Origin of the sequence: Wenzhouxiangella sp. XN24, from assembly GCF_011064545.1 — a bacterium.
Lineage (GTDB): Bacteria > Pseudomonadota > Gammaproteobacteria > Steroidobacterales > XN24 > XN24.
Map to the genome: position 1 here is coordinate 1 of NZ_JAAMFG010000029.1, position 17,726 is coordinate 17,726.

General features: G+C 64.8%; 13 protein-coding genes and 1 tRNA gene. All 14 read right to left on the reverse strand.

Features of this window, described 5'->3' with window-relative positions; genetic code table 11:
• Positions 1 to 1,191, reverse strand: a complete 1,191-nt coding sequence (gene tuf / locus G6032_RS06015; protein WP_165281250.1) for an elongation factor Tu — start codon at positions 1,189 to 1,191, stop codon at positions 1 to 3.
• Positions 1,192 to 1,239: 48 nt separating this feature from the next.
• A complete protein-coding gene (gene fusA / locus G6032_RS06020) occupies positions 1,240 to 3,333 on the reverse strand; it encodes an elongation factor G (protein WP_165281251.1) in 2,094 nt (697 codons plus the stop codon).
• 45 nt (positions 3,334 to 3,378) lie between these two features.
• Positions 3,379 to 3,858: a 30S ribosomal protein S7 gene (gene rpsG / locus G6032_RS06025; RefSeq protein ID WP_165281252.1), complete on the reverse strand. Its 480-nt coding sequence runs from the start codon at positions 3,856 to 3,858 to the stop codon at positions 3,379 to 3,381.
• 42 nt (positions 3,859 to 3,900) lie between these two features.
• Entirely contained in the window at positions 3,901 to 4,275 is a 375-nt protein-coding gene (gene rpsL / locus G6032_RS06030; protein ID WP_165281253.1) for a 30S ribosomal protein S12, read from the reverse strand.
• A gap of 166 nt (positions 4,276 to 4,441) precedes the next feature.
• A complete protein-coding gene (rpoC, locus tag G6032_RS06035) occupies positions 4,442 to 8,653 on the reverse strand; it encodes a DNA-directed RNA polymerase subunit beta' (protein ID WP_165281254.1) in 4,212 nt (1,403 codons plus the stop codon).
• A 69-nt stretch (positions 8,654 to 8,722) separates the two neighbouring features.
• On the reverse strand, positions 8,723 to 12,880 hold the full coding sequence (rpoB, locus tag G6032_RS06040; protein WP_165281255.1) for a DNA-directed RNA polymerase subunit beta: 4,158 nt from the start codon (positions 12,878 to 12,880) through the stop codon (positions 8,723 to 8,725).
• A 165-nt stretch (positions 12,881 to 13,045) separates the two neighbouring features.
• Positions 13,046 to 13,423: a 50S ribosomal protein L7/L12 gene (rplL, locus tag G6032_RS06045; protein WP_165281256.1), complete on the reverse strand. Its 378-nt coding sequence runs from the start codon at positions 13,421 to 13,423 to the stop codon at positions 13,046 to 13,048.
• A 54-nt stretch (positions 13,424 to 13,477) separates the two neighbouring features.
• On the reverse strand, positions 13,478 to 14,005 hold the full coding sequence (rplJ, locus tag G6032_RS06050) for a 50S ribosomal protein L10 (RefSeq protein WP_165281257.1): 528 nt from the start codon (positions 14,003 to 14,005) through the stop codon (positions 13,478 to 13,480).
• Positions 14,006 to 14,245: 240 nt separating this feature from the next.
• The gene (gene rplA, locus G6032_RS06055; protein ID WP_165281258.1) at positions 14,246 to 14,941 is read right to left on the reverse strand and encodes a 50S ribosomal protein L1; all 696 of its coding nucleotides are present in this window, start codon (positions 14,939 to 14,941) and stop codon (positions 14,246 to 14,248) included.
• Positions 14,942 to 14,943: 2 nt separating this feature from the next.
• Complete coding sequence (gene rplK / locus G6032_RS06060) at positions 14,944 to 15,375, reverse strand: 50S ribosomal protein L11 (protein WP_165281259.1); 432 nt, start codon at positions 15,373 to 15,375, stop codon at positions 14,944 to 14,946.
• 109 nt (positions 15,376 to 15,484) lie between these two features.
• Positions 15,485 to 16,018, reverse strand: a complete 534-nt coding sequence (nusG, locus tag G6032_RS06065; RefSeq protein ID WP_165281260.1) for a transcription termination/antitermination protein NusG — start codon at positions 16,016 to 16,018, stop codon at positions 15,485 to 15,487.
• Positions 16,019 to 16,021: 3 nt separating this feature from the next.
• Positions 16,022 to 16,405 carry a preprotein translocase subunit SecE gene (gene secE / locus G6032_RS06070; RefSeq protein ID WP_165281261.1) on the reverse strand — a complete coding sequence of 128 codons (384 nt, stop codon included), beginning with the start codon at positions 16,403 to 16,405 and terminating at the stop codon, positions 16,022 to 16,024.
• A 48-nt stretch (positions 16,406 to 16,453) separates the two neighbouring features.
• A tRNA-Trp gene (locus G6032_RS06075) sits at positions 16,454 to 16,529 on the reverse strand.
• Between the two features lie 7 nt (positions 16,530 to 16,536).
• Positions 16,537 to 17,726, reverse strand: a 1,190-nt coding sequence (gene tuf, locus G6032_RS06080; RefSeq protein ID WP_165281262.1) for an elongation factor Tu, incomplete at its 5' end; no start/stop codon positions are given.

The following is a 17,726-nucleotide window of genomic DNA, read 5'->3' on the forward strand; positions in this document are numbered from 1 at the left end:
TTATTCGTAAATCTTTGCGACCACGCCGGCGCCGACGGTGCGACCGCCTTCGCGGATGGCGAAGCGCAGGCCCTCTTCCATCGCGATCGGCGCAATCAGCTCCACCACCATCTGCACGTTGTCGCCCGGCATCACCATCTCCACACCCTCAGGCAACTCGCACATCCCCGTCACGTCCGTCGTGCGGAAATAAAACTGCGGCCGGTAGCCCTTGAAAAACGGCGTATGACGACCACCCTCGTCCTTCGCCAGGATGTACACCTCGGCCTGGAACTTCGTGTGCGGCGTGATCGAACCCGTCTTCGCCAGCACCTGGCCACGCTCTACGTCGTCACGCTTCGTACCGCGCAGCAGCACGCCCACGTTGTCCCCCGCCTGGCCCTGGTCCAGCAGCTTGCGGAACATCTCGACGCCCGTCACCGTCGTCTTCGTGGTATCACGGATGCCCACGATCGACACCTCGTCGCCCACCTTCACGATGCCGCGCTCGATACGTCCCGTCACCACCGTGCCACGTCCCGAAATCGAGAACACGTCCTCGATCGGCATCAGGAACGCACCATCAATCGCACGCTCCGGCTCCGGAATGTAACTGTCCATCGCGTCCACCAGCTTCAACACCGACGGCACGCCAATCTCGCTGTCATCACCCTCGAACGCCTTCAGCGCCGAACCCGTGATGATCGGCGTGTCGTCCCCGGGGAACTCGTAGGTGCTCAGCAAATCCCGAACCTCGAGCTCCACCAGCTCCAGAAGCTCGGCATCGTCCACCATGTCCGCCTTGTTCAGGTACACCACGATATAAGGCACACCCACCTGCCGCGCCAGCAGAATGTGCTCCCGCGTCTGCGGCATCGGACCATCCGCCGCCGACACCACCAGGATCGCACCGTCCATCTGCGCCGCACCCGTGATCATGTTCTTGATGTAGTCCGCATGACCCGGACAGTCCACGTGCGCGTAATGCCGGTTCTCCGACTGGTACTCCACGTGCGCCGTCGCAATCGTGATGCCGCGCGCCTTCTCCTCCGGCGCCTTGTCAATCTGGTCGTAGGCACTCACCTCACCACCAAACTTCTCCGCCATCACCTTCGTCAACGCCGCCGTCAAGGTCGTCTTGCCATGGTCAACATGGCCAATCGTCCCCACATTCACATGCGGCTTCGTACGCTCGAATTTCGACTTGGACACAGCGTCTACCTCGTTCTTTCAGTCTTTGTTCTTCCCGGCCCGGGCGGCTCAGGAAGCCTTCTTGATCACGGCATCGGCGACGTTGTTCGGCGCCTCGTTGTAGTGACCGAACTCCATCGAATACGTCGCCCGGCCCTGGCTCATCGAGCGCAGCTGGGTCGCGTAGCCGAACATCTCGGCCAGCGGCACTTCCGCGCGGATGATGCGGCCCGAAGGCGCCTCTTCCATGCCCTGCACCAGGCCGCGGCGGCGATTCAGGTCGCCCATGACGTCGCCCATGTAGTCCTCCGGCGTCACGACCTCGACCCGCATGATCGGCTCGAGCAGCACCGGCTTCGCCTTGCTGCAGCCTTCCTTGAAGGCCATGGAGCCGGCGATCTTGAACGCCATTTCGCTGGAATCGACCTCGTGGTACGAGCCGTCGAACAGGGTGACCTTGACGTCCACCACCGGATAACCGGCGAGCACGCCGCTGGCCAGCTGTTCCTGGATGCCCTTGTCCACCGCCGGAATGTATTCGCGCGGAATGACACCGCCGACGATCGAGTTTTCGAACTCGTAGCCGGCGCCGGGCTCCTGCGGCTGGAGCTTGATCCAGACGTGGCCGAACTGGCCGCGGCCGCCGCTCTGGCGGACGAAGCGGCCTTCCTGCTCGACGGTCTGGCGGATCGTCTCGCGGTAGGCCACCTGCGGCTTGCCGACGTTCGCCTCGACCTTGAATTCGCGCTTCATGCGATCGACGATGATCTCGAGGTGCAGCTCGCCCATGCCGGAAATGATCGTCTGGCCGGACTCCTCGTCGGTATGCACGCGGAAGGACGGATCCTCCTGCGCCAGCTTCGACAGGGCCATGCCCATCTTCTCCTGGTCGGCCTTGGTCTTCGGCTCGACGGCGACCGAGATGACCGGCTCCGGGAACTCCATCCGCTCCAGGGTGATGACTTCCTTGAGATCGCTCAGCGTATCGCCGGTGGTGACGTCCTTGAGACCCACCGCGGCGGCGATGTCGCCCGCGTGCACTTCCTTGATTTCCTTGCGCTCGTTCGCGTGCATCTGGAGGATGCGGCCGATGCGCTCCTTCTTGCCCTTGACCGGGTTGTAGATCGTGTCGCCGGAAGCGAGCACGCCGGAGTAGACGCGGAAGAACGTCAGGTTGCCGACGAACGGATCGGTCGCGATCTTGAACGCCAGGGCCGCGAAGGGCTCCTTGTCGTCCGCGTGGCGCTCGGCCTCGGTCTCGTCGTCGAGCAGCCCGCGAATGGCCGGCACCTCGACGGGCGACGGCATGTATTCGATGATGGCGTCGAGCATGGCCTGGACGCCCTTGTTCTTGAACGCCGAGCCGCACAGCACCGGGACGACCTCGTTGCGCAGGGTGCGCAGCCGCAGCCCCCGCTTGATCTCGTCCTCGGTCAGCTCCATGGTCTCGATGTACTTGTTGGTCAGCTCTTCGTCGCCCTCGGCGGCGGCTTCCACGAGATGCTCACGCCACTGCTGGCACAGCTCGGCCATGTCGGCGGGGATATCATGCAGTTCGAAGGTGGTGCCCTGGGTGGCGTCGTCCCAGATGATCGCCTTCATGCGCAGCAGGTCGATCACGCCGCGGAAGGTCTCCTCGGCGCCGATGGGCAGCTGGATCGGCACGGCGGTGGCCTGCAGGCGTTCCTGCATCTGCTTCACGACGCGCAGGAAATTCGCCCCCGGACGATCCATCTTGTTGACGAACGCCATGCGGGGGACATGGTACTTGTTGGCCTGGCGCCAGACGGTCTCGGACTGCGGCTCCACGCCGCCCACCGAGCAGAACACGGCCACGGCGCCGTCGAGCACGCGCAGGGAACGCTCGACTTCGATCGTGAAGTCCACGTGTCCCGGCGTGTCGATGATGTTGATGCGGTGCTCGGGAAAGCTCTGGTCCATGCCTTTCCAGAAACAGGTCGTCGCCGCGGAGGTGATCGTGATGCCACGCTCCTGCTCCTGCTCCATCCAGTCCATGACGGCCGCACCGTCATGCACCTCGCCGATCTTGTGCGAGACACCGGTGTAGAACAGTACGCGCTCCGTCGTCGTCGTCTTGCCCGCGTCGATGTGGGCCATGATGCCGATGTTGCGGTAGCGCTCGATGGGAGTCGTGCGAGCCACGTTAAAATACCTCGTTGTCCGTGGAGCGGGTGGCAGTGCGCCGGGTTACCAGCGGTAGTGTGAGAAGGCCTTGTTGGCCTCTGCCATCCGGTGCGTGTCTTCGCGCTTCTTCACTGCGGCGCCGCGACTGTCCGCGGCATCCATCAATTCGTTGGCCAGCCGCTGGGCCATGGACTTCTCGCCGCGCGCGCGGGCGGCGTCGATCAGCCAGCGCATCGCCAGCGTCTGGCGGCGCACCGCGCGCACCTCGACCGGCACCTGGTAGGTGGCGCCGCCGACCCGGCGGGACTTCACCTCGACCATCGGCTTGACGTTCTCCAGCGCCTGCTCGAGGATCTCGACAGCGCTGTCGGCCGGCATCTTGCGCCGATCCGAGATCTGGTCGATCGCACCGTAGACGATGCGCTCGGCGACAGACTTCTTGCCGCTTTCCATGACCATGTTCATGAACTTCGACAGCGTCTCGCTGCCGTAGACCGGGTCGGGGAGAATGAGGCGCTTGGGCGCCTGGGCACGTCTGGACATGGGACTACCTGGCCGAAAAAGAGGTCGTGAAGGGGGAGTTCATCAGGACTTGGGGCGCTTGGCGCCGTACTTCGAGCGGCCCTGGCGACGATCGCTGACGCCGGCGCAGTCGAGCGTGCCGCGCACCGTGTGGTAGCGCACGCCCGGCAGGTCCTTGACGCGCCCGCCGCGGATGAGCACCACCGAGTGCTCCTGGAGGTTGTGCCCCTCGCCACCGATGTAGCTGGTCACCTCGAAGCCGTTCGTGAGCCGGACGCGGGCCACTTTCCGCAGCGCCGAGTTCGGCTTCTTCGGGGTCGTGGTGTAGACGCGCGTGCACACGCCGCGCCGCTGCGGGCTGGCCTGCAGTGCGGGCACCGCCGTCTTTTCCTTCTGGATGCGACGGGGCTTGCGGACGAGCTGATTGATCGTAGCCATAGATTCTCTATTCCCGATTTCACCTGACACAGAAAAACCAGGCCGCCCTAGGCGGCCCGCTTCCCCGGTGGCATCTTGTGCAGGCCGTTTTATGGACGGCCTGTGCTGAGCCCGAGGATTTTAGGAACCGGGCCCCGCACTGTCAAGCGCAGGGCCCGGTATTCGCTCACTCGCTTTCGCTGGGCGCCGGCGTCTCGACGTCTTCCGCAGTCACTCCGGCGGCGTCCATCGCCTCCGCCATGGTCATTTCCGCGGGACTGATCTCTACTTTGCGGCGGCGCGCCATGTGGAACGCGAAGCCGGTCCCGGCCGGAATCAGGCGCCCGACGATGACATTTTCCTTCAGGCCCCTCAGGTCGTCGCGCAATCCGCGCACCGCCGCCTCGGTCAGCACCCGGGTGGTCTCCTGGAAGGAGGCCGCGGAGATGAACGACTCGGTGGCCAGCGAGGCCTTGGTGATGCCCAGCAGGACCGGCGTGTAGGTCGCCGACGCGCCGTCCTTCTCCGCGACGCGCTCGTTCTCTTCCAGCACGCGGGCCCGGTCGAGCTGCTCGCCGCGCAGGAACTTGGTGTCGCCCGGATCCGTGATCTCGGCCTTGCGGAGCATCTGGCGGATGATGACCTCGATGTGCTTGTCGTTGATCTTCACGCCCTGCAGCCGGTACACGTCCTGGATCTCGCGCACCAGGTAGTCCGCCAGCAGCTTGACGTTCTGCAGGCGCAGCAGGTCGTGGGGGTTCATCTCGCCGTCCGAGATCACTTCGCCACGCTGCACCACCTCGCCCTCGAAGACCGACAGGTTGCGCCACTTCGGGATCAGTAACTCGTGCTCGCCCTCCTCGTTCTCGATGACGAGGCGGCGCTTGCCCTTGGTCTCCTTGCCGAACTTCACCTTGCCACTATGCTCGGCGAGGATCGCGGGCTCCTTCGGCTTGCGCGCCTCGAACATGTCGGCGACGCGCGGCAGGCCGCCCGTGATGTCGCGGGTCTTGGAGGATTCCTGCGGGATACGCGCGATGATGTCGCCGACACCGACTTTCTGGCCCGGCTCCATGACCACGATGGCGCCCACCGACAGCGGGTAGGCAATCGGTTCCTTGCTGTCGGGGAAATACAGGTCCTTGCCCTTGGCGTCCACGAGCTTGGCGATCGGCCGCAGGTCCTTGCCGGCCGCACCGCGCTGCTTGGGATCGATCGCGACGATGCTCGAAAGCCCGGTATGCTCGTCGACCCGCGACTCCACGGTCACGCCGTCGATGAAGTCCTGGAACTTCATGATACCTGCGGCCTCGGAGACCACCGGGTGAGTGTGCGGGTCCCAGGTGGAGATTACCGCGCCCGCCTTCACCTGGTCGCCGTCGTCGACCATGATGGCCGCACCGTAGGGGATCTTGTAACGCTCCCGCTCGCGGCCGAATTCGTCGATGATGCCGAGCTCGCCCGAGCGCGACACCGCCACCAGGTGGCCCTTCTCATGCCGCACCGTCTTGATGTTGTGCAGGCGCACCGTGCCGCCGTTCTTCACCTGGACATTGCTGCGTGCCGCAGCCCGCGAAGCCGCACCACCGATGTGGAAGGTGCGCATCGTGAGCTGCGTGCCCGGCTCGCCGATCGACTGCGCCGCGATGACGCCGACGGCCTCGCCGATGTTGATCGGATGGCCGCGCGCGAGGTCACGCCCGTAGCACTGGGCGCACAGGCCGTAGCGCGTCTCGCAGGTGATCGGCGAGCGCACCCAGACCTGGTCCACGGACAGCCGCTCGAGCTCCTTGACCCAGCGCTCGTCCAGCAACGTGCCGGCCGCCACGACCACGTCGTCACCGCCCGGACGCAGCACGTCCTCGGCAACCACCCGGCCGAGGACGCGTTCGCGCAACGGTTCGACCACGTCGCCGCCCTCGACGAGCGGCGTCATCAGGAGGCCGTCCGTCGTGCCGCAATCGACCTCCGTGACCACGAGGTCCTGCGCCACGTCGACCAGGCGCCGGGTCAGGTAACCCGAGTTCGCGGTCTTCAGCGCCGTGTCCGCGAGGCCCTTGCGGGCGCCGTGGGTGGAGATGAAGTACTGCAGGACGTCGAGGCCTTCACGGAAGTTGGCGGTGATCGGCGTCTCGATGATCGAGCCGTCCGGCTTGGCCATCAGGCCGCGCATGCCGGCCAGCTGGCGAATCTGCGCCGCGGAGCCACGTGCGCCGGAGTCGGCCATCATGAACACCGAGTTGAAGGACTTTTCGCGCACCACCTTGCCGCTGGAATCGGCCACGTCCTGGGTGCTGATCTTGTCCATCATGGCCTTGGCGACGCGGTCGTTGGTATGCGACCAGATGTCCACGACCTTGTTGTAGCGCTCGCCGTTGGTGATCAGGCCGGAGGCGTACTGCTCCTGGAAGTTCTTCACCTCCGTCTCGGCCTCGGCCAGGATCTCCGCCTTCTCGACCGGGACGACCATGTCGTCTGCGCCGAAGGAGACGCCCGAGCGCGTCGCGTAACGGAAGCCCATGTACATGAGCTGGTCCGCGAACACCACGGTTTCCTTCAGTCCCAGGCGACGATAGCACTCGTTGATGATCCCCGAGATGGCCTTCTTGTTCATGTCCTTGTTGATCAGCTCGAAGGGCAGCCCCTCCGGCAGGATCTCGGACAGCAGGGCGCGGCCGACCGTCGTCTCGATGGTCTTCAGGGTCGAGACCTTCTCGCCGTCCTCGTCCTGCGACCAGTCGCGAATGCGGACCTTGACGGCGGCGTGCAGGCCGACGGCACGGTTCTCATAGGCGCGATGCACCTCGGACACGTCCGTGTACAGGCTGCCCTCGCCCTTCTGGTTGGTCTGCTGGCGGGTCAGGTAATAGAGCCCCAGCACGACGTCCTGCGACGGCACGATGATCGGCTCGCCGTTGGCGGGCGAGAGGATGTTGTTCGACGACATCATCAGGGCGCGCGCCTCGAGCTGCGCCTCCAGCGACAGCGGCACGTGCACCGCCATCTGGTCGCCGTCGAAGTCGGCGTTGAATGCCGTGCAGACCAGCGGGTGCAGCTGGATCGCCTTGCCCTCGACCAGCACCGGCTCGAAAGCCTGGATGCCGAGACGATGCAGCGTCGGCGCACGGTTCAGCATGACCGGGTGCTCGCGGATGACCTCTTCGAGGATGTCCCAGACCTCCGGTCCCTCGCGTTCCACGGCGCGCTTGGCGGCCTTGATGGTCAGCGCCTCGCCGCGCAGCTGCAGCTTGTGGAAGATGAAGGGCTTGAACAGCTCCAGCGCCATCTTCTTCGGCAGGCCGCACTGGTGCAGCTTGAGCGTCGGCCCCACCACGATCACGGAGCGGCCGGAGTAGTCCACGCGCTTGCCGAGCAGGTTCTGGCGGAAGCGGCCCTGTTTGCCCTTGATCATGTCGGCCAGCGACTTCAGCGGGCGCTTGTTGGTGCCCGTGATGGCGCGGCCGCGGCGGCCGTTGTCCAGCAGCGCATCGACCGATTCCTGCAGCATGCGCTTCTCGTTGCGCACGATGATGTCGGGCGCGTTGAGCTCCAGCAGGCGGCGCAGGCGGTTGTTGCGATTGATCACGCGACGGTAGAGATCGTTCAGGTCGGAGGTCGCGAAGCGGCCGCCGTCGAGCGGCACCAGGGGGCGCAGGTCGGGCGGCAGCACCGGCAGCACGGTCATCACCATCCACTCCGGCTTGTTGCCGGACTCGATGAAGGACTCGAGCAGCTTGAGGCGCTTGGAAAGGCGCTTCAGCTTCGTCTCGGAATTCGTCCCCGCCATGTCCTCGCGGACCTGGGCGACCTCGGCCTGCAGGTCGAGGGTGCGCAGCATCTGGTGGATCGCCTCGGCGCCCATCCGGGCGTCGAACTCGTCACCGTGTTCCTCGATCGCCTCGAGGTACTGCTCGTCGGTCATCAACTGGCCGCGCTCCAGCGGCGTGAGCCCCGACTCGACGACCACGAAGGCCTCGAAATACAGCACGCGCTCGATCTCGCGCAGCGTCATGTCCAGCATGAGGCCGATGCGCGAGGGCAGCGACTTGAGGAACCAGATGTGCGCCACGGGGCTGGCCAGCTCGATGTGGCCCATCCGCTCGCGGCGCACCTTGGCCTGCGTCACCTCGACGCCGCACTTCTCGCACACCACGCCGCGATGCTTGAGCCGCTTGTACTTGCCGCACAGGCACTCGTAGTCCTTGATGGGGCCAAAGATCTTGGCGCAGAACAGGCCGTCCCGCTCCGGCTTGAAGGTCCGGTAGTTGATGGTCTCGGGTTTCTTGACCTCGCCGAAAGACCATGACCGGATCATTTCCGGGGAGGCGAGGGCGATGCGAATCGCATCGAAATCCTCGACCGGTACGTTCTGCTTGAAGAGCTTCAGAAGATCCTTCATCGCTTCACCTTCCCCCTGTGGGGGCTAAATTCGTAGTGCTCGTGCGCGCCTCGACCCAGCGGGTCTCGCTCACTCCTGCTCCAGCTCGATATTGATGGCCAGCGAGCGGATTTCCTTCACCAGTACGTTGAAGGATTCCGGCATGCCCGCCACCATCTGGTGCGTCCCGTCCACGATGTTCTTGTACATCCTGGTGCGGCCCTGGACGTCGTCCGACTTGACGGTGAGCATTTCCTGCAAGGTGTAGGCGGCGCCATAGGCCTCGAGCGCCCAGACCTCCATCTCGCCGAAACGCTGCCCGCCGAACTGCGCCTTGCCGCCCAGCGGCTGCTGGGTGACGAGGCTGTACGGACCCGTCGAGCGCGCATGCATCTTGTCGTCCACCAGGTGGTTGAGCTTCAGCATGTACATGTAGCCCACGGTCACCGGCCGGTCGAAGGACTCGCCGGTGCGCCCGTCGATCAGCGTCGTCTGTCCCGACTCCGGCAGCCCCGCGAGCCGCAGCAGGCCCTTGATCTCCTGCTCGTTCGCGCCGTCGAACACCGGGGTGGCCATCGGCACGCCGCCGCGCAGGTTGCCGGCCAGCTCGATGACTTCACCATCGTCCAGCGAACCGATGTCTTCGCGCTTGCCGCCACTGTGGTTGTAGACCTCGTCGAGGAAGTCACGGACCTCCTTGACCTCGCCCCGGGCATCCAGCATCCGCCCGATCTTCAGCCCGAGTCCGCGCGCCGCCCAGCCGAGGTGCGTCTCCAGCACCTGGCCGACGTTCATGCGCGAGGGCACGCCCAGCGGGTTCAGCACGATGTCCACGGGGGTGCCGTCCTCGAGATGCGGCATGTCTTCCACGGGAACGATCGTCGAGATCACGCCCTTGTTACCGTGCCGTCCGGCCATCTTGTCGCCGGGCTGCACGCGGCGCTTCACCGCCAGGTAGACCTTCACCATCTTCAGCACGCCGGGGGCGAGATCGTCGCCCGCGGTGATCTTGCCGCGCTTCTCTTCGAGGCGCAGGTCGAACTCTTCGCGCTGCTGTCCGAGGCGCTCCTTCATGCGCTCGACCTGGCTCGCGGCCTCCTCGTTCTTGAGGCGGACCTCGAACCATTTCTCGCGCGGCAGTTCCGCCAGGTAGCTCTTCGTGATGGTGCTGTCGGCCTTCAGCTTGTTCGGCCCGCCGGCCGCCTTCTTGCCGACCAGCATCTTCTCCACGCGGTCGTAGATGTCGTCCTCGAGGATGCGCAGGGTGTCGTCGAGATCCTTGCGGATCCGCTCGACCTCCTGGCGCTCGATGGACAGCGCGCGCGAATCCTTCTCCACGCCGTCGCGGGTGAACACCCGCACGTCGATCACCGTGCCGTCCATGCCCGGGGGCACGCGCAGCGAGGTGTCCTTCACGTCGGAGGCCTTCTCGCCGAAGATCGCCCGCAGCAGCTTTTCCTCCGGCGTCAGCTGCGTCTCGCCCTTGGGCGTGACCTTGCCGACCAGGATATCGCCCGCCTTCACCTCGGCGCCGATGTACGCGATGCCCGCCTCGTCGAGATTCGCCAGCGCCGATTCGCCCACGTTCGGGATGTCGGAGGTGATTTCCTCCGGCCCGAGCTTGGTGTCGCGCGCCACGCAGTTCAGCTCCTCGATGTGGATGGTCGTGAAGCGGTCTTCCTCGACCACGCGCTCCGAGATCAGGATCGAGTCCTCGAAGTTGTAGCCGTGCCACGGCATGAACGCCACCAGCAGGTTCTGGCCCAGGGCCAGCTCGCCCATGTTGGTGGACGGACCGTCGGCCAGCACGTCGCCCCGCGCGATCACGTCGCCCTCTTTCACCAGCGGGCGCTGGTTGATGCAGGTGTTCTGGTTGGAGCGCTGGTACTTCGTCAGGTTATAGATGTCGACGCCGGCCTCGTCTGCCGTCGTCTCCTCGTCATGTACCCGGACCACGATGCGCGAGGCATCGACCGAATCGACCACGCCGCCGCGTCGCGCGACCTCGGTTACGCCCGAGTCCACGGCCACGGCCCGCTCCATCCCGGTGCCGACCAGCGGCGTGTCCGCACGCAGCGTCGGCACGGCCTGGCGCTGCATGTTCGAGCCCATCAGGGCCCGGTTGGCGTCGTCGTGCTCGAGGAACGGGATCAGCGAGGCGGCCACCGAGACGATCTGCTTCGGCGACACGTCCATGTACTCGATGTCCGCCGGGGTGGCCATCGAGAACTCGTTGCGATGCCGGCAGGACACCAGGTCGCTGGTGAACTCGCCCTTGCCGCCCAGCTCGGCGTTGGCCTGCGCGATGACGAACTGGCTCTCCTCGATCGCCGACAGGTAATCGATCTGCTCGGTGACCTTGCCGTTCTCGACCTTGCGATACGGCGTCTCCAGGAAGCCGTAGTCGTTGGTCCGCGCATAGACCGACAGGGAATTGATCAGGCCGATGTTCGGTCCTTCCGGCGTCTCGATCGGGCAGACCCGGCCGTAGTGCGTCGGATGCACGTCACGGACCTCGAAACCCGCCCGCTCGCGCGTCAGGCCGCCCGGCCCGAGCGCCGAGACGCGACGCTTGTGCGTCACCTCGGACAGCGGATTGTTCTGGTCCATGAACTGCGACAGCTGCGAGGAACCGAAGAACTCCTTCACCGCGGCCGCCACCGGCTTGGCGTTGATCATCTCCTGGGGCATCAGGCCCTCGGATTCCGCCAGCGTCAGGCGCTCCTTGACGGCGCGCTCGACGCGCACCAGGCCGATGCGGAAGGCGTTCTCGGCCATCTCGCCGACGCTGCGGATGCGCCGGTTGCCGAGGTGGTCGATGTCGTCGACCGAGCCGCTGCCGTTGCGGATATCGCACAGCGTCTGCAGCACGGCGATGATGTCGGACGTCGCCGCCGGATCGTCCTTGCCGAACTCGGCGAACAGCTTCTTCGATTCCTCGTCCTTGCGGGTCGAGAAATAGTGGCCGTCGTAGAGCACGCCGGGGCCGGTGGTGCTGTCGCGATCCACGCGACGGTTGAACTTCATCCGGCCGACGGCCGAGAGGTCATAGCGTTCGGAGTTGAAGAACAGGTTGTGGAACAGGTTCTCTGCGGCCTCGCGCGTCGGCGGCTCGCCGGGGCGCATCATCCGGTAGATCTCCACCAGCGCCTCGAGAGGCGTCTTCGTCGCATCGATGCGCAGCGTCTGGGACAGGTACGGCCCCCGGTCGAGGTCGTTGGTCCAGAGCGTGCGGATCGACTTGATCCCTGCCTTGATGAGCGTCTTGATGCTTTCGGCGGTCAATTCGTCATTGGCTTTCGCCAGCAACTCGCCGGACTTCTCGTCCACGACATCGTGAGCCAGCACCTTGCCCTCGAGATACTCCACGGGCACCGGCAGCGACTTCACTTTTTCGTTGCTCAGCTTGCGCACGTGCAACGCGGTGATGCGCTTGCCCTCGGCCACGATCACTTCGTCGCCCACGACGATATCGAAGCTCGCCGTCTCGCCCTTGAGGCGCTCCGGAATCAGCTTCAGCTCGACCTGCTTGCCGAGCGTGAACTCGTTGGTTTCGAAAAACAGCGCCAGCATCTCCTCCTCGGAGTAGCCCAGCGCCCGCAGCAGGATCGTCACCGGCAGCTTGCGCCGACGGTCGATACGCGCGAACAGGCAGTCCTTCGGATCAAACTCGAAATCGAGCCAGGAGCCGCGATACGGGATCACTCGTGCCGAGAACAGGAGCTTGCCGGAGCTGTGCGTCTTGCCGCGGTCGTGGTCGAAGAACACGCCGGGCGACCGGTGCAGCTGGGAGACGATCACGCGCTCGGTGCCGTTCACGACGAACGTGCCGTTCTCGGTCATCAGCGGCAGTTCGCCGAGATAGACCTCCTGCTCGCGGATGTCCTTGACGGGCTTCGGCGTACCGGAAGCCTCCTTGTCGTAGATCACCAGGCGGACCTTGACGCGCAGCGGCGCGGAATAGGTCAGCCCGCGGACCTGGCACTCCTTCACGTCGAACGGCGGATCGCCCAGCCGGTAACTGACGTATTCGAGGGCCGCGTTGCCGGAATAGCTGACGATCGGGAACACGCTGCGGAAGGCAGCATGCAACCCCACCTCGTCCCGACGCCCCTCGGGAAGGTCCGTTTGCAGGAATTTCCGGTAGGAATCCAGCTGGATGGATAGGAGGTACGGCACCTCAAGAATCGTCGGACGCTTGCCGAAGTCCTTGCGGATACGCTTCTTCTCGGTAAAGGAATACGCCATCGGGCTCACCTTCGAGTGCGGCTCGTTGTCAGGAATGACCCCGCCGGGAGGGCCTGGAGCGCGAGCCGGGTGGCCCGCGCGAAACCGGCAGAAACGGGAACAGGCCGGTGGCTCATGCCACCAGCCTGCCCGAAGGCACAGGTTTCAATCCTGTGCGTGCAGATCTTATTTGACCTCGACGCTGGCGCCGGCCTCTTCGAGCTGCTTCTTGATGCCTTCGGCCTCGTCCTTGGAGATGCCTTCCTTCACGGTCGCGGGCACGCCCTCGACCATGTCCTTGGCTTCCTTCAGGCCGAGCCCGGTGATGGTGCGGATGGCCTTGATGACGCCGACCTTGTTGGCGCCGAAGCTGCTCATCACGACATCAAATTCCGTCTGCTCCTCGGCGGCGGCGGTCTCGGCAGCCGGCCCTGCGGCGGCAGCGGCCACCGGCGCAGCGGCGGAGACGCCCCACTTCTCCTCGAGATCGGACACCAGCTGGGTGACCTCGAGAACGCTCATGTTGCTCAATACTTCGATAATTTCTTCACGCGAAACAGCCATTACCTTGCTCCGAAAAAAACGGTGTTACCCGATGGTTGAAATGAAAAACCTGCCTCAGGCCGCCTCGAGCTGGTCGCGCCTTGCGGCGAGCACGCGGGCGAGTTGCGCCGCGGGCTCGTTGAGGGTGCGAACCAGCTGGGAAGCGGGCGCATGGAGCATGCCGAGCAGCATTGCCCGGGCCTGGTCCAGCGTAGGCAGGCTGGCGAGACGATCCAGATCGGTGGCGGGATAAACCTGCCCGCCGATCGCGACGATCCGCGTCACCAGCTTGTCGTTTGCTTTTGCGAAGGCCTTGATCACCCGCGCGGCGGAACCGGGATCCTCTGTCGAGAATGCCAGCACCAGCGGCCCCTTGAGCTCGTTCTTCATGCATTCGAAGTCCGTGCCCTCGAGCGCCAGCCGCGCCAAGGTGTTCTTGACCACCCGCAGGTAGACACCGGAATCCCGGGCCTCCCTGCGCAGGGTGGTCATCTGGCCGACGGTGAGGCCCCGGTATTCAGCCGCCACGGCTGAATGCGCGGTTTCCGCGACCGTCTTCACTTCGGCGACAAGCGTTTTCTTGTCTTCTAGCCTCAGTGCCATTGTGTACTCCTGGCCGAAAGTCCTTGTTCAAGGAAACGCATCCCTGCGCTTCCCACCCTGACGGTGACCTTCACCAGGAACGCCTGACTCGGGTAACACCATCTGCGCAGGCTGTTGATTAAGGCCGAAGCCACCTGCGGTCTCTGACGACGGCCGGCTGTCATGCCGGCTCCTTGCGCACTCCATTGCCGCGGGACGACGCGCGCCGGCCGAGGCCGCCGCGGCGCCCGCGCTGCTTCCCTAGTAACTCAGTGATGCCTGGTCGACCGCGATGCCCGGACCCATGGTCGAGGACACGGTGACCTTCTGCATGTAGATACCCTTGGACGACGACGGCTTGGCTTTCACCAGGTCCGCCAGCAAGGCGCCGAGGTTTTCCTTGAGCGCCGCCGGCTCGAAATCGGCCTTGCCGATCGCGCAGTGGATGATGCCGGCCTTGTCGGTCCGGTAACGCACCTGGCCGCCCTTCGCGTTCTTCACCGCGGTCGCCACGTCCGGCGTCACGGTGCCGACTTTCGGGTTCGGCATCAGGCCGCGGGGCCCGAGGATCTGGCCGAGCTGTCCGACCACGCGCATGGCATCCGGCGAGGCGATGACCACGTCGAACTCCATGAAGCCGTCCTTGACCTGCTGCGCGAGATCCTCGAAACCGACAATGTCGGCACCGGCCTCTTTCGCCTTGTCCGCATTCTCGCCCTGCGCGAACACCGCCACGCGGACTTCCTTGCCGGTACCGTTGGGCAGCACGGTCGAGCCGCGCACCACCTGGTCGGACTTGCGGGGATCCACGCCGAGATTGACGGCCACTTCGATGGACTCGCGGAACTTGGCCGTGGCCAGCTCGCGCGCCAGCTCCAGCGCCTCGTCGATCGGGTAATACTGCCCCGGCTGCACCTTTTCGGCGAACAGCTTCTTACGCTTGCTCATGCGCGCCATGATCAAAGACCCTCCACGTTGAGGCCCATGCTGCGGGCGCTGCCGGCGATGATCCGCGTCGCCGCGTCGAGGTCGGCGGCGTTGAGGTCGGCCATCTTGATCTTTGCAATGTCTTCCAGCTGCTGGCGCGTGACGGTACCGACCTTCTTGGTGTTCGGTTCGCCGCTGCCCTTGGAAAGCCCCAGCGCCTTCATCAGCAACACCGCCGCGGGCGGCGTCTTGGTCACGAAAGTGAAGCTGCGATCGCTGTAGACGGTGATCACGACGGGGGTCGGCAGGCCCTGCTCGATCTCCTGCGTGTGGGCGTTGAAGGCCTTGCAGAACTCCATGATGTTCACGCCGTGCTGGCCCAGCGCGGGGCCCACGGGCGGACTCGGGTTCGCCTTGCCTGCAGGAATCTGCAGCTTGATGTATCCGGTGACTTTCTTTGCCATGACTCTCTCGTTGACTGTAAGTGGGTCCAGACGCCTTGCGGCTCCCCTGCGGCTTCCCTGCCCTGCGCCTTCGCGGCGCGTGCGGCCCCTTCCCGGGGACCGCTTCCGCTCAGGCCTTCTCGACCTGGCTGAAATCCAGCTCGACCGGCGTCGCGCGGCCGAGAATCTGCACGGCGACGCGCAGCTTGCTCTTGTCGTAATTCACTTCTTCCACGACCCCGTTGAAGTCGTTGAACGGCCCGTCGGTCACGCGCACCACCTCGCCGGGTTCGAACAACACCTTCGGCCGCGGCTTCTCGACGCCTTCCTGGACGCGCTGCAGGATCGCATCCGCCTCGCGGTCGCTGATCGGCGCCGGACGGTCGCTCGAACCGCCGATGAACCCCAGCACCTTGGGCACTTCCTTGACCAGGTGCCAGGTCTCGTCGTCGAGCTCCATCTGCACCAGCACGTAGCCGGGGAAAAACTTCCGCTCGCTCTTGCGCTTCTGGCCCTCGCGAATCTCGACCACTTCCTCGGTGGGCACGAGGATCTCGCCGAACTTGTGCTCGAGGCCGAAACGCTGGATCCGCTCCTTGAGCGATTCTTTCACCTTGTGCTCGAAGTTCGAGTAGGCGTGCACCACGTACCAGCGTAACGCCATCGTCTAGCCCCCTTGCCCGGTGAGCAACTTCGTCGCCCACAACAGGAACATGTCCAGAAGCCAGAAGAAAATACCCATGATGATCACGAAGAAGATGATCACCAGGGTGGTCTGCCCGGTTTCCTGCCGGTTGGGCCAGACCACCTTGCGCAGCTCGACGCGGGAACCCTGGATGAATTGCCAGAGTTCGCGCCCCACCCCGGTCGCGGAGAACACGCCGATGGCGACCGCCAGGGAGAGGATCACGCCGCCGACACGCAGCACCGTCGGCGCCGTCTCGTAGACGTAATAGCCGGCGATCCCGCCCACGACGATCGCGATGGCGAGGAGGATCTTCACCTTGTCCAGCACGCTGGTCGCAGTGGATATTTCGGACTTTGCGTTCATTTACCGCCGTCTAGACGCATCGGCGCCCGGTTGGGCGCCTGCGTGTTCTGGCAGGGCAGGAGGGAATCGAACCCCCAACCTGCGGTTTTGGAGACCGCCGCTCTGCCAATTGAGCTACTGCCCTGGGAAAATTATTCGTAAATCTTTGCGACCACGCCGGCGCCGACGGTGCGACCGCCTTCGCGGATGGCGAAGCGCAGGCCCTCTTCCATCGCGATCGGCGCAATCAGCTCCACCACCATCTGCACGTTGTCGCCCGGCATCACCATCTCCACACCCTCAGGCAACTCGCACATCCCCGTCACGTCCGTCGTGCGGAAATAAAACTGCGGCCGGTAGCCCTTGAAAAACGGCGTATGACGACCACCCTCGTCCTTCGCCAGGATGTACACCTCGGCCTGGAACTTCGTGTGCGGCGTGATCGAACCCGTCTTCGCCAGCACCTGGCCACGCTCTACGTCGTCACGCTTCGTACCGCGCAGCAGCACGCCCACGTTGTCCCCCGCCTGGCCCTGGTCCAGCAGCTTGCGGAACATCTCGACGCCCGTCACCGTCGTCTTCGTGGTATCACGGATGCCCACGATCGACACCTCGTCGCCCACCTTCACGATGCCGCGCTCGATACGTCCCGTCACCACCGTGCCACGTCCCGAAATCGAGAACACGTCCTCGATCGGCATCAGGAACGCACCATCAATCGCACGCTCCGGCTCCGGAATGTAACTGTCCATCGCGTCCACCAGCTTCAACACCGACGGCACGCCAATCTCGCTGTCATCACCCTCGAACGCCTTCAGCGCCGAACCCGTGATGATCGGCGTGTCGTCCCCGGGGAACTCGTAGGTGCTCAGCAAATCCCGAACCTCGAGCTCCACCAGCTCCAGAAGCTCGGCATCGTCCACCATGTCCGCCTTGTTCAGGTACACCACGATATAAGGCACACCCACCTGCCGCGCCAGCAGAATGTGCTCCCGCGTCTGCGGCATCGGACCATCCGCCGCCGACACCACCAGGATCGCACCGTCCATCTGCGCCGCACCCGTGATCATGTTCTTGATGTAGTCCGCATGACCCGGACAGTCCACGTGCGCGTAATGCCGGTTCTCCGACTGGTACTCCACGTGCGCCGTCGCAATCGTGATGCCGCGCGCCTTCTCCTCCGGCGCCTTGTCAATCTGGTCGTAGGCACTCACCTCACCACCAAACTTCTCCGCCATCACCTTCGTCAACGCCGCCGTCAAGGTCGTCTTGCCATGGTCAACATGGCCAATCGTCCCCACATTCACATGCGGCTTCGTACGCTCGAATTTCGACTTGGACA